Origin of the sequence: Vibrio owensii, assembly GCF_002021755.1 — a bacterium.
Classification (GTDB): Bacteria; Pseudomonadota; Gammaproteobacteria; order Enterobacterales; family Vibrionaceae; genus Vibrio; species Vibrio owensii.
The window spans coordinates 381,755-395,390 of record NZ_CP019959.1 but is presented as its reverse complement, the minus strand read 5'-3'; the positions used below and the strand labels follow the sequence as shown (position 1 = coordinate 395,390).

Genomic DNA, 13,636 nt, shown 5'->3' with positions numbered 1-13,636 from the left:
TATTAATTTCGTAATCTTTACTTAGCAGGAGCAATGAGCATCATGGAACAAAATACGGACAACGTATTTAACTTCAGTGCAGGGCCAGCAGGTCTGCCAAAAGCAGTCATGCAGCAAGCACAAAAGGAGCTAATCAACTGGCAAGGTCTTGGTACTTCAGTGATGGAAATCAGTCACCGAAGCAAAGAGTTCATCAAGGTTGCAGAAGAAGCAGAGCAAGACCTTCGTGATCTTCTGAACATCCCAGACAACTACAAAGTACTGTTTTGCCAAGGTGGTGCTCGTGCTCAATTTGCCGCTGTTCCACTTAACCTTTTAGGCGGTGCGGAAACTGCGACTTATATTGATGGCGGTTACTGGGCAGAAAGCGCAGTAGCAGAAGCGAAAAAGTACTGTGAACCAGACGTCTTCAATGCAAAGACGGTTATCGACGGCAAAGCAGCTGTATTGCCAGCGGCAGAATGGAAAATTTCTCCTGACGCGGCTTACGTGCATTTCTGCCCGAACGAAACCATTGATGGTATCGAAATCAACGATATGCCAGTGACGGACAAACCAATCGTTGCTGATATGTCTTCAACTATTCTTTCTCGTGAAATCGACGTCTCGAAATACGGTGTGATTTACGCGGGTGCGCAGAAGAATATTGGTCCTTCAGGTATCGCTATTGCGATCGTTCGTGATGATCTGCTTGGTCTAGCGAAAGAAGTACTACCAAGCATTTTGGATTACAAAGTGTTGGCAGAGAAAGAGTCAATGTTCAACACGCCACCGACGTTTGCTTGGTACCTATCTGGCCTCGTATTCAAGTGGTTGAAAGCGCAAGGCGGCGTAAAAGCGATTGAACAGGTAAACCGTGATAAAGCCGCGCTGCTTTACGATTACATTGACCAATCAGACTTCTACCGCAATGGTGTGCATTCTGCGAACCGTTCTCTAATGAACGTACCATTCCAACTTGCTAAGCCTGAGCTAGACGGAACGTTCTTAGAATTAGCAGACGCGAAAGGTCTGAAAGCGCTAAAAGGTCACCGCGCAGTTGGCGGTATGCGTGCCTCTATCTACAACGCGATGCCACTAGAAGGTGTACAGGCCCTTGTCGACTTTATGCGAGAGTTCGAGCAAGAATACGCTTAATCGCGACCTGTGATACAATCCTTAAAAGCGTCGCATTAGCGGCGCTTTTTACTTTCTGCAGAATCGTGATTTTCTAATGGAAGCACACGCACATTTCCAAATGGCGATTTTGAACAACCATCCGCTGTTCGCTATCTTTGTAACATCATCAATTTTCGAGAAATCTAGTGAGAAACCTCTGTCTGACATTTCTGCTGTGCTTATCTTCCTTTGTAAATGCACAAGAGATCCAAGTGTGGAGCGGTATTGAGTACTCAACCGTTGCTGAGATCCAAGAGCGTTTTGAGGCAGAGACGGGTAACAAGCTAGCGATTCGTGAGTTTGACGTAAACAACATTCGCTCAGAGCTGTTATTAGCGAAACAGACAGGGATTACGGTACCTGATGTGATTTGGGTGCCTTCAGATTTTCTAGGGCTACACGATTATTTCGATTTGGCTAAAATCCCTTCGAGCTGGATTGATGAAAAGAGTATTGAGCCAAAAGCGCTAGAGTTGGTCTCGGTTGATGGAGCCATTTATGGCGTGCCTCTTGGATTGGGCAATCACCTTGTGTTGTACGTGAACACAAAGCTAACCAAAGATCTTGAACCGACGTGGGAAGAGTTGCTCGAAGAAGCTGAGCAGGGAAGAACGACGCTCGCGATGCAATATCCGAATATGTATTTTTTGATGTCGTTTGTCCCAATGTTTTCTGACCATCGTTCTAAACCGGTTACAGACATTGACGTTGGTGCTTTGGCTGCTGCGCTGAAGTTCTATGGTGAGCTTCCTGTCGTGGGCGTTTTAAAAGGCGAATACGGCCAAGATCAGGCACGACAGCAGTTTATCGATGGTGAAGTGGCGTACTTAATTGATGGTGACTGGGCGTTAGGGGAGCTCAAACAACACTTTTCAAAAGAGCTGAAAATCAGCGGCTTGCCGACTTACAACAACCATCACATGCATTCGTTAAGTGGTGGCAAAGTGCTGGCGTTTAATGCTGAAGCAATGGCAAACCCAGACAAGCGCCAAGCCATGCGAACCCTAGCGACGATTGTACAGAAACCTGAATTCATCGAAGACGTTATCATCAACCAGAATCTGATTTCGACCAACCGCTCAATCAATCGCAAATGGTACGACGCAGACAGCACTTACTATAGCGATCTCTATACCCAATTGAACCCGGCTTATGTTATGCCGAGTACTGTCGAAATGGCGGTCACATGGGAAGCGTTGATTCGTGGCTACAAACGCTTCCGCGCAGGCATGCCTGCTGAATCCGCAGCTGAGTTTGTGGTGGATTTCATCAAAAAGCACTCTCAGCATATCCATAAACGTAGGAAGTCATCATGATAAGTTTACGCAACATCCTAACTTTGATTGTGGTGCTAGGCTCTTTGCTTCCTGCTTATTGGGTCGGAACCAGTATGATCGAAAAACACCAAGAAGATCTGCTGGTGGAGAAAGAGATCAAGCTTGTTAATACCAATCAAGGTATTAAGAAAACAGTGACGGAAGATCTGACGTTCGTCGCGAACTTAACACGTTGGTATTCCAAAGACCGTTTGTTGGTTCAAGGAATGGATAACGTGCTGTATTCAAGCATCATCTGGCAGATGATCGAAACGTTTGAAGAATTGGCCGTTAACGTCAGTACCACCTATATCATCGACAAAAACTGGCAGCCAATGTACGAAAGTAATGGCTCCGTTTACCACTTAGAAACCAGCAAACTGCTTAACAAAATACGCGCCGCTAGCGATGTTTATAAGCAGGGTAAAATGTTCCACACCACTTACTTTGATGAAGGGTTAGTCTTGGAGGGGGGGCAAAGTGGTATTGCCTTCGTTAGTCCGCTTTTGCCGTATACGCTGTTGCCTGGATCAGAGTACGAGCCGCAAGGTTATTTGGTGGTGCTGGTTTCGTACCAAGATTTGATTCGTATCTCTCAACCTTTTCTCTATGCGCAAGAGAGCGTGAACTTCCACTATGGTGACATCAACAAGCTAAAGACGGATAACTCTCGCCATGTGAGTGAGATAGAGGTGAACAACAGTAACTTTGTTGAGCCGCTTGAAGTCACTATGGTGCACACTGTTTCTGACGCTGTGCGTAACCAAGACCTTATGCGCTCGAAGCAACAGCTACTCAATATTATCATCGCGACGCTAATCGTGACTCTTTGCTTTGCGATTGTGGCAAGCCGTTGGTTGACTCAACCCATCAGGAAGATGGAGCGGGTGGTACGTAGCTTTAAAAACAACAAGCGTCCGGATCTTCAACCCAAGCAGTTCCAATTTAAAGAGTTTAGGCAATTGATGAGATTGCTCGACTCGTTGTGGCTTCAATTGACCAATCACATGGATGAATTGGAGATAAGAAACCAGGCGCTGCGAAAGGCAAACCTGCAAGTTCAAGAAACCAACGCACAGTTAGCGAATTTTAACCAAGAGCTAGAGCATCGCGTTGATGAACAAACGGCAGAGTTACGTGCGAACTTGACCCGAGAAGAAGCGCACCAAGCTAAATTGATGACCTTGATTAACTTCACCACCAGCCACGCGGGAGTGGGGTATCACGCGATTCCGGAAGTGATCAATTCAGGTTTGATCAAGCTATTCCCTGATTCAGACATGCGCTTTAGCTTTGAGAAACCGGACTGTGAACGAGTTAAAACGATGCGCTCATCAACGGGTTCTGAGTTGGGTTACTTCGACTACGGCACTTATTCGATGAACGAAGAGGAAGGCATCCTTCTAGAGCTCTTCAAGAAGCAGCTCTACTCTTGGCTTGAATTGGAAGAGTTTGCTCGTCGAGATAAATTATCCAAAAGCTTTAACCGAAAAGCGTTTGATGAAGACTATGAGTATGCGCGCCAGTCTGTTGCTCAGGGGCGTTGGCGTAGGATGTCGATTCTTATCATCGATATTAACGGATTGAAGACGTTGAATGATACCTACGGGCACGATCGTGGTGATATGTTGATTGCCAAATCCACCCAACTGATTAAGACGGTACTTCAAGGTAAGCACGCCCTGTATCGAATTGGTGGCGATGAGTTTGCGGTGATCGCACAAGATATGAATGCCGCAGCATTAGATGAACTGATTTCGGCTTTAGAAGCATCTCAGCAAGACAAATGGATAGAGCTATCAGGGCAAAACCGTCACCCAGTTCAATTCTCTGTTGGCGGCGCATCGAGTGAGTCAGTAGCGCTGGAAAATCTGTTCTCCATCGCAGATGAGGCCATGTACGAGAAAAAACGCGCCTTCTATCAAAAATAAACCGCTATTGGAGTAGGGCATAGAGAGCCGAGCCTATTAATCTAGCGTTACTCGCCTGAATACAAAAAGCCCTTGCTGTTTCTGCTGCAAGGGCTTTTTATTTGAGTATGGTGATGCTGCGATTTTTGCGCCTGAGCCCGAGTTATTGCTTTGGGAGCTCTTTACATCATGTACCTCTACTTTAAATGCAGGGTTAACGGCTTTGCGACTGCAATAGATTCAATCGGTGAAGCGTCATCAAGTGGGTAAGAAATGCTAGAGCTAATAATGCCAGCATTGTAAAGGCAGTACACAAGATCCAATTTGATGTTGTTCTGCTCTAATTCCACACCTGTAAATACTGAACCGCAATCCGAGATCTCGGTAAGGTTCACCGCCTTTTGCAACGATATTTTTAGTAGACGATCTTCTGCGTCGTAGCTAAACGCTCTTACTGCAAAATCATCAATGTCGATAATGGACTGATTTTCCTCGTCAGTATCAAGAAAAATTGGATTTACTTTGTCCCTGTATCGGATTGAGAGCGTTCCGTGCAAATCAAATGGGTAGCGAATCTTTTTCATGCGTTTCACCTGTGAATAAACGTATAGCACCTTAACGGTTCATCTTAACGACTATGAATCTTGATAAGATAGCATTTACAAATTGATACATACCCCTATTGCTAAGTATGGGGATATTCAAGGAGTTGCGTTTGTTTTTTGTACGATACGCTGTCGATTGAGAAGTGATACCTAATGAGTTCTCAACGCGGATATGCACGGATTAAATGCTCTAACTTAATCAATCCTAAGCATATTATAAAAAGCTAAACTGTTATCTGCCTACGTAATGCAGCAAATAGGATTTAGAATGGAAACCAATAAGTCAGAGCGTTCAGTTTTTGGTTCAAGTTTCAGGCTCTAGTTTCTTAGCTCAAGTTTCTTAATAATGCGCTCTGGGTACGTTACCGTTGAACTCGTTGATGGCCGTATGCGTGATGTAAGGTCGAAAACTAAATGCGGGTGATGTGGATAATAAAAAGGCCAATCACAACAGGTTAGGAGGGAGAGTCTGCTGTTATTGACCTTTTGATGAACAGTATCGTTCAAGCACAGAGCGGGGCAGCTGAATGCCGAAACTTTCGTTCTTTGTCGCTAATTAACAAATGCAGTCAGGGTGTTCCGTACAGGTGTCACACTGGCGGTGAGTGCAAACGCCGCAACAAGTGAGCAAGTAGAGAAACTCGGGCTGCGTGAACAGTTCACTGGTTTCAATATACATGATCGCTCTGGTGTAACGCTTAGACCCGACTTTAATCGCACCAACTGGGTTTTCACCTTCGTAAGCGGCGACACTAAAGCCCATTTTGAGCATAACATCGACCGAACTCTTGAGTGTGACACTCGCGTAATAGTGATGAATATGCGCATTTTGAGCCAAAAAGGTAAATTCAGTGTGTAACTGCCTTCGGAAAACACGTTCATTCTTCGAGTGTTGACTGATGGCGTAGTAAGAATATACCCCTTTATCTTTCAGCGGTTTGGTGAGTCTTAGGTCAATGACATCGATCGGTAAGCGGTTCTTCTTCACTCGATCAATTTCATTCTCTAACGTTGGCTCGGTAAAAAACATGCCAATGTTATGTCCTACTAACTCCCCCCGAGAAAGGTACTTGTAAGCAATTGCGCGGCCATCCTTTTGGTATTCCACCAAATCGATAGTAGCCAAGTTGTGCTTAATGTTGAGCGACTTCAATTGATTGTGGAAGTTGTTCAAACTGTGAATGAACTCTTGTTCATTACTTTGGCTGAGCTCTTCCTCTTCAATATTATTGTGCTCTACCGGACATGGAGTATTGTAATCAATCCCCGAGATGATCGACATCGCGTCCTGGTAGCGTTGCTTCAACGACAGTTCAAATTGCTCAACTTCATCCTTTAAAGATGAGTCTAATCCCAAACTGCACAGATAAGGCAGCAAGTTGTTTTCAAACGCTCGTAGGACTCTTACTCGACGGCTTAAGCTTGGTTGAGTAATGCCCCGTTCCCATCGACTGAAAGTGACACAGTCTATATTAGCTAAATCACCACCTAATAGATTTAACCTTATCGATGCTTGCTCCTGAGTTAACCCTAATGTGGTTCTTATTGCTTTTAGATAACTCCCGAACACTTTACTTTCCCCCATAGGTTTAAAACATGTCCATAGCTAATTCTTATTTTTCGTTTAAGTTATGTGCATGACATTCCTCTGCCAAATATGTCAATTGTTGGAAATGTTATTCCATTTACTTACGACCCTTTAAAATTGACTTGGCTTATAGGAGGTTGAAAATGCATTAATATTTATGTTGTGTTTGATCATAAATATCATGCAAATCATATTGTGTTTGTTATTAAATTGAGAAGGCATTGTGCTTATTAAGTCGATTGAAGATGCCTAGTGATGGCCAATACTGTCCTAAAATAGATGAAAATAGCCTTGTAATTACAGTCTTTTTTAGTACTTGGTCACGTAGGTTGATGAAATTTATACAATTATACGTTCGGTAAATCATTTTTTACTGTTATCTTAAAAATGAGAAAGGTTCACGGGAAAGAACATATTTCATATGAGTATATTAGATGTAAATATAAGGCCCTTTCTTCACTGAATTTATTATTTATCGATTAGTGCCAATGCACTAATAGGCGCCGTAAGTGAATTTACGGCGCTTAATATATTTCAGGAAAGCCTTATTTAGCGTTTTGCAGTATTTGCTTGGTGTTGATGGAGTAGATATATCATTGAAGGCTGTGCAAGAAGTACGGCTGTATCCACTTTTAGTAAGCATTTGCGATAAGACGTTTTGCCTATGGTTACCGACCCCGCTTTGTCTGGCGTATCATAAGCGACTTTCTCAGCCCCCAAGCTCACTAAATAATCGGTAAACTGATTATCGAATGCGTAATAGTACAACTCAGTGATATTGGAACGTCCTGCCAAGTAATCCACCAACGTAGGATGAAGGATCATAAAGACTTGTTCGCTGGCGGCATATCGGCTCAAGCAACATAGTGCCATGCCGCGGTTTTCTGAGTAAGGGCGAGCTTGGCTAAACGGCAAGGTTTGGCTTGGGTTATGAAAGTGCGCGTCCAAATCTTCAATCCGGAAAAGGAAGGAAATCGAATGCCCGCGCACTTTGTTCGTCTCGCTGTCTTTATAGACTTTGGCGATTAACTTATCTTCATTGTGCATCGCCACATAATCGAGATCGAACATCCCAGGGTAATGCGCGTCTGAATTGAGAAAGAAGTTTTTTAAGCGAGCCAGATCGGCATCAACATGCTCAGTGAAAAGCGTCTCTTCAATGATCTCGACTTCTTTACTTGGCTTTAGTTCTTCGTATCCCGATGTTAGGAGCATTGCTCGTTGCGAGTGAAAGCGGTCGTATAAGATGTCATCGAGCATGGTGCCATTTTCTGGAGATGGAATGGACAGCAAAAATGGCTTTAAGTCCAATGCGAGTTCGCGAAGTACTCGGATCGCTTTAACCGCGTTTGGTGATGTCGTGTTTCTTTCCCATCGACTGATCGTTACAGAGTCGATAGAGGCAAACTCTGGGTTTGCGAGGTTGAGCTTTGTGGCAAGTTCCCTTTGCGTCAAGTTGAGCTGATTTCTCAACTGTTTTAAATAGTCTCCAAACATACACTTACCTTGTTTTTATTATGGAAAGGAAGCCAAAACTAATTGGCTTCTTACACTAGGGTAGTTGATTATTGAGGATATTGTTTTTTGAGAAGGAGAAGCAACTCAGGGCGTGTCAGCCAAATCGCACTGTCGAGTTTAAGTAAACAGCGCATGTACTTTTCTGCACCGATTTTGACGATGCCTTGTTCGCTCGGTGCGTCGAAAGCCACTTTTTCGGCGCCGATCCCAATCATATAGTCTGCCGTGAGTTTATCGATGGCATAGTAGTAAAGGTCTTGAACATTTGCGTGAGTCGCGAGGTAGTCAATACCGGTTTGATGGTCAATCCAAAAGGTAGGCTCATCAGAGCAAAAATGGGTTAACGTACAGATTGCCATCTTTTTGTTGCTTGAATAGGCTTTGGTCTTTTTTATCGGGATCTTAAGAAACGGCGAACAATAATAGTCTTCTAAATCGTCGGCATGGAAGAAGAAAGACAGCGAATGCCCCAGCAATCGTCCAGATAGCTTATCGAGATACTTCTTGCCGTAAATCTTATGATCTTGCTGATATTGGTACAGGTCGACGTCAAACAAGGTGTCGTGCTCAATGCCAATTCCACTCAAGAAGTTCTTCAAACCCGCTTCGTATTTTTCCCCTCTGGATTCAAACAGTGGTGCCTCAAGCACATTACATGCTTCAACCTCTTGGTTTGATTGATACGAAGTATTCATCAAGACATCTTTAGGAGAATGGTAACGCTCTTTCAGATAGTGATTAATCTGAGTCTTATCCTCATCAATCTCGATGGAGAGAAGGTAGGGCCTTAGATCGTTGGTAAGAGTTCTGAGTACTTTAACCGCTTTAACCGGATTTGGTGCGGTAGTATTGCGTTCCCAACGACTGACCGTTACAGAGTCGATAGAGGCGAACTCTGGGTCTGCTAAGTTAAGTTTTACCGCAAGTTCCTTTTGCGTAAGATTTCCCTCGATCCTAAGTTGTTTCAGGTAATCCCCGAACATACATTGCCCTCATAATAACTTGAATCGTGTTTCTTACACGTGCCTACATTAATTGTAGAAACTATTTTTATGCTAGGCAGTGTCGCGTTCAATCATGTCAATAATATGTCTGGATTTGGTTATATCCTGTTCATCTATATAAGAAAGAAGTGACACTTATTAATAATTATTCGCGTTTTAGAAGCTCAATTATCTCTGGTCTGGATAACCAGATAGCGCTATCAACTCGGTATAAGCAGCGTTTAAAAGATTGATTGCCAATTTTTACAATGCCGTTTTCATCGGGTGTATCAAAAGCAATTTTCTCTGCATCTAAGCTATTCATATAATTGACTGACCAGTGGTCAACAGCATAAAAGTACATATCATGAATGTTAGCGTGTGAGGCAACGTATTTCGCACCAAATGCACTGTTTTGCCAAAATACAGATTCAATCGACGAATAACGCGAGATGGTACAAACCGCCATGGCTCGGCTGGTGGAATAAGGGCGAGCTTGCTGCAATGGCACTGGATAAAATGGCGATGAGAAATACTGATGTAATTCGTTAGCATCAAATAAAAACGAGATACTATGGCCCAGAATTTCTTTACTTTCTTCATCCGTGTATTTGCGAGCGACCATTTTGTTATCTAGCTGATATTGGTACAAATCGATATCGAATAGCGCTTTGTTATCGAGCGACAAACTATTGAAAAAGTGTTTTAGGCTAGTTAGGTAATCATCCTGATCGCTTTCTAACAGCTGACTTTCCGTAATCGCATTGCATTTCGATTGTGTGTCATAAGAGCTGCTCATTAATGTTGCCCAAGGCGACTTAAATCGATATTCAACAATCTCTTCGAATATGCCTTTTCCTGACTCAGATGGCAGCGTGATGAGAAAGGGCATTAAGTCGGTGGTGAGTACTCTCAGGATCCTGATGGCTTTTACCGTCGTTGGAGCCGTCGTTCCTCTTTCCCAGCGGCTAATCGTTACTGGGTCAATCGAGGCGAAATCTGTGCTCGCGAGGTTCAGTTTGGTCGCGAGTTCTTTTTGTGTCAGTCCAATCTCTTCCCTGAGTTGTTTTAAGTATTCCCCGAACATCAATTTCCTCGCATTTTTTGTTCTGTAATAGGTTATTGATTGCTCTGTCATTATAGGAGTCGCATAGCAAAGCTCAAGCAAACCCATTTTTCGATGCCTACTATTGTGTATTACGTTCCCTTAATCTTTATATTAGAGATCTATTGTTAACGGTAAGACCCATGAAAAATTCAACGAGGGAGGATGAATGTAAAACGGTCTTTGCGGATATTCGTAAAGGCGCTTTCTATCCCATCTTTCAACCAATCTATGGATTGCAGCACGGCCACAAAATTGGTGCTGAAGTGCTGACGCGATGGAATACGCCAAGATGTATCGAAAAATCTTTCCGTTGTATCGAGGAAGAAGGGTACGCCAATTTTTTTACTAAACGATTATTCAAAAAGCTTTCAACGTGTTTGGATGAGCTTCCTGAATCGATTGGCTTCATTTCTGTAAATATTCCACCTTCTTACCTTTCCAGTCTGTCTTTTTTTGCCGATGTGTTGCCCTTATTGAATGCGTGTAAGCGTATGGGAAGCACGTTATGGCTTGAGCTGACAGAGCAGACGCAGTATCCAACAGAGATGTGCGATAAGTTGATGTTTAAGATCAACCTACAGTTGTGCCAAAACTTGGGAGTGAAAATTGCGCTGGACGATTTTGGTCGAGACAATCATAAAAATGAATCCATCATTCGGTACGTATCGCCAGATGTGGTGAAGCTCGATCGAAGCTTACTCAGAAGGCAAGGCATTCAATATGAGAAGTTCTGGCAACGTTTGGCGTCTTGGAAGCACCAATACAAATTTGATTTGGTTGCCGAAGGGATTGAAACATCCGATGAACTGAACTTCATGCAAAGTTTGGATGTGAGCTATGCGCAGGGTTATTACCTTCATAGACCAACTGTGGTAGCCGATTTTTGCCCTAAATTATGTGAGCATAAACCGGGCGGTTCAGCGCCCACAGCGTTGTGGGCTTAAAGGTCAGATGTTTCCAACTTGTTGATTTAGCCACGCAATAAAAAGCTCAAGCTTTCGAGAATGTTTTTCGTTAGCCGTAACGACATAATATTTCTGTTTGCATTGCAGAGTTTGGTTTCTAAAAGGGGTGATCAGTTCGCCGGATTTAAGTCGTTTTTCCACCAGCGATAATCGACCGATAGCAACCCCCGCATTGTGCATAGCAGCACTGACGGCTAAATCGGATCGGTCGAATGAAATGCTTGGAATAGCGTCAATGTCTGTTATGCCATTTTGCTTTGCCCACAGTGTCCATTCATCGTGATGGGAGTTGTAATCCCATGCTTGGTTGTCGTGAAGTAGGGTGGCGTTTACCAAATTCGCTGGCTTTTCAAATAGGTTAAATTGTTCTGCATATGTTTGAGTACAGACCGGGATTATCTCTTCGCTCATCAATTCTTTCGACCACAACTTTTCTGGCATTTGCTCATCGAAATAGATCGCGGCATCGATGCCATAACCTTGGAAATTGACGTTCTCATTGCCAGTAAGAATATTCAGCTCGATGGAAGGGTGCTTTTGCTTAAATAGGTACAATCTAGGCACAAGCCAACATTGTGCAAAAGAAGGGCGGGAGTAAATCGTCAGCTCTCCGGAGACTTCGCCATTTCTGACTTCCATGACCTCTTGGTTTAACTCGTTGAGCGTTCTGTTCAAGGCGAGATAAATACGTTCTCCTTCTTCGGTGAGCGTGATTTTTCGGTGAGAGCGGGTAAACAAGGCAATGCCAAGTTCTTCTTCTAGCTTGTTGATACGGTGAGAGATGGCGCTGGGCGTCATGGAGAGTTCTTCTGCTGCAAGAGAAAATGAACAGTGTCGTGCTGCCACTTCAAAAGTATGAAGCTTGGAAAGTTGAAAACTATTGATGCGTTGGTTCTTGGCGAAAATATTATCTCTGGTGTACATGTGCGTTATTGAGTCGAACTTGATAGAACACATAATAACGGCGTTGTTATAGTTGGATTCACCTATTGGTCGAAAAATTCACTAAACGTCGTATAAATCACGCTTTTGTTTAAGTTTACTTCATCTAAAGGTGAGTTTTGATCGTTTGTCAGGGCTATGGATTCCTCGTTTAATTGCAGTCAATTAAAACAACAACATAGGTCTGAACATGGAATCCAACCTTTGGGTCATTACTACCCTCATAACGAGTATCTTAATGATCGTTTTTGCGATCGTTAAGTTTAAACTCCATCCTTTTTTAGCGCTGTTACTCGCCAGTTTTTACGTTGGTGGGATGATGGGCATGCAACCTTTAGAGATGGTCAGTGCTATCGAAAGTGGCATTGGCGGCACTCTTGGTTTTCTTGCTGTCGTGATTGGTTTAGGCACCATACTTGGCAAGATGATGGAAGTGTCTGGGGCGGCTGAGCGAATTGGGCTTACCCTACAAAAGATTCGCTGGCTATCACCTGAAGTCATTATGGTGTTAATCGGCCTTGTTTGCGGAATTACTCTATTCGTGGAAGTTGGAGTAGTGCTGTTAATTCCACTGGCTTTTTCGATTGCGAAAAAAACCAATACCTCACTTTTAAATCTCGCCATTCCGCTTTGTACCGCCTTGATGGCAGTGCACTGTATTGTTCCTCCACACCCTGCCGCATTGTTTGTGACCAATGAGCTTGGTGCTGATATCGGTTCTGTGATTTTCTATGGCTTACTCATAGGTTTGGTTGCGTCTTTAGTTGGCGGTCCGTTGTTCTTGAAGATGATGGGTGCTCGTCTACCTTTCAAAACCGTACCTGAAGAGTTCACCTCATTAGAAGTGAAAGATGAATCACAATTACCATCTTTGGGGGCGACGCTATTCACCGTGATGTTACCTATTGCGCTGATGCTGTTAAAAACGGCGGCAGAACTCAATATGGAACATGGCAGTGCGCTGTACACCACTTTGGAGTTTATCGGTAACCCAATTACAGCAATGTTTATCGCCGCTTTTGTTGCTTATTACATGTTAGGTATTAAGCAGAACATGGGCATGAGTGTACTGCTTGAGAAAACGGAAGGTGCATTTTCTTCGATTGCCAACATCTTGCTGATTATTGGCGCTGGTGGTGCATTCAACGGCGTATTAAAGGGCAGTGGTTTGGCGGATGTATTGGCACAGTTACTTTCTAATCTCGATATGCATCCGATCCTTCTTGCATGGCTTGTCGCGATTATTCTGCATGCGGCAGTGGGCTCTGCCACCGTTGCCATGATGGGCGCGACGGCAATTGTGGCTCCATTACTCCCACTTTATCCGAACGTAAGTCCAGAAATCATTACTCTGGCTATAGGCTCTGGCGCAATTGGTTGTACGATAGTGACCGATTCGCTCTTTTGGTTGGTGAAGCAATATTGCGGAGCCACGATGACAGAAATCTTCAAGTACTACACGACAGCGACATTCATTGCCTCTTTTGTTGCATTAGCAGGCACATTCCTTCTGTCGTACATGATCTAATAAAGGTAAACAATA

General features: G+C 43.6%; 11 protein-coding genes. 5 read left to right on the top strand and 6 right to left on the bottom strand.

Translation table 11 applies throughout. From position 1 onward, the window contains the following. Positions 1–42 precede the first annotated feature (42 nt). From serC to A9237_RS01715, 3 genes are all read left to right on the top strand, one after another. Positions 43–1,137, top strand: a complete 1,095-nt coding sequence (gene serC, locus A9237_RS01725) for a 3-phosphoserine/phosphohydroxythreonine transaminase (RefSeq protein ID WP_078608695.1) — start codon at positions 43–45, stop codon at positions 1,135–1,137. A 233-nt stretch (positions 1,138–1,370) separates the two neighbouring features. Then, on the top strand, positions 1,371–2,474 hold the full coding sequence (locus tag A9237_RS01720; RefSeq protein ID WP_041055397.1) for a sugar ABC transporter substrate-binding protein: 1,104 nt from the start codon (positions 1,371–1,373) through the stop codon (positions 2,472–2,474). Beyond that, the gene (locus A9237_RS01715) at positions 2,471–4,405 is read left to right on the top strand and encodes a GGDEF domain-containing protein (RefSeq protein ID WP_078607398.1); all 1,935 of its coding nucleotides are present in this window, start codon (positions 2,471–2,473) and stop codon (positions 4,403–4,405) included. Before A9237_RS01720 ends, A9237_RS01715 begins: the two co-directional genes overlap by 4 nt. 176 nt (positions 4,406–4,581) lie before the next feature. Here A9237_RS01715 and A9237_RS01710 read toward each other — a convergent pair whose 3' ends face one another. From A9237_RS01710 to A9237_RS01690, 5 genes are all read right to left on the bottom strand, one after another. Then, positions 4,582–4,968 (bottom strand): hypothetical protein, encoded by a 387-nt coding sequence (locus A9237_RS01710; RefSeq protein WP_039985123.1) that lies wholly within the window; start codon positions 4,966–4,968, stop codon positions 4,582–4,584. 577 nt (positions 4,969–5,545) lie between these two features. Beyond that, positions 5,546–6,559, bottom strand: coding sequence for a helix-turn-helix domain-containing protein (locus A9237_RS01705; protein WP_027726588.1), 1,014 nt, complete (start codon positions 6,557–6,559; stop codon positions 5,546–5,548). Between the two features lie 567 nt (positions 6,560–7,126). Next, entirely contained in the window at positions 7,127–8,074 is a 948-nt protein-coding gene (locus A9237_RS01700) for a helix-turn-helix domain-containing protein (RefSeq protein ID WP_078607395.1), read from the bottom strand. A gap of 68 nt (positions 8,075–8,142) precedes the next feature. Continuing rightward, the gene (locus A9237_RS01695) at positions 8,143–9,078 is read right to left on the bottom strand and encodes a helix-turn-helix domain-containing protein (protein WP_020194884.1); all 936 of its coding nucleotides are present in this window, start codon (positions 9,076–9,078) and stop codon (positions 8,143–8,145) included. Positions 9,079–9,244: 166 nt separating this feature from the next. After that, positions 9,245–10,165 (bottom strand): helix-turn-helix domain-containing protein, encoded by a 921-nt coding sequence (locus A9237_RS01690; RefSeq protein WP_041055410.1) that lies wholly within the window; start codon positions 10,163–10,165, stop codon positions 9,245–9,247. A 161-nt stretch (positions 10,166–10,326) separates the two neighbouring features. On the opposite strand from A9237_RS01690, the gene A9237_RS01685 reads away from it, so the two are divergent. Next, positions 10,327–11,130: an EAL domain-containing protein gene (locus A9237_RS01685; RefSeq protein WP_078607393.1), complete on the top strand. Its 804-nt coding sequence runs from the start codon at positions 10,327–10,329 to the stop codon at positions 11,128–11,130. A gap of 3 nt (positions 11,131–11,133) precedes the next feature. Here A9237_RS01685 and dsdC read toward each other — a convergent pair whose 3' ends face one another. Then, positions 11,134–12,075: a DNA-binding transcriptional regulator DsdC gene (dsdC, locus tag A9237_RS01680; protein WP_078608694.1), complete on the bottom strand. Its 942-nt coding sequence runs from the start codon at positions 12,073–12,075 to the stop codon at positions 11,134–11,136. 256 nt (positions 12,076–12,331) lie between these two features. Here dsdC and dsdX point away from each other — a divergent pair, with 256 nt between their 5' ends. Continuing rightward, positions 12,332–13,621 carry a D-serine transporter DsdX gene (gene dsdX, locus A9237_RS01675; RefSeq protein ID WP_009698114.1) on the top strand — a complete coding sequence of 430 codons (1,290 nt, stop codon included), beginning with the start codon at positions 12,332–12,334 and terminating at the stop codon, positions 13,619–13,621. Positions 13,622–13,636: the final 15 nt, after the last annotated feature.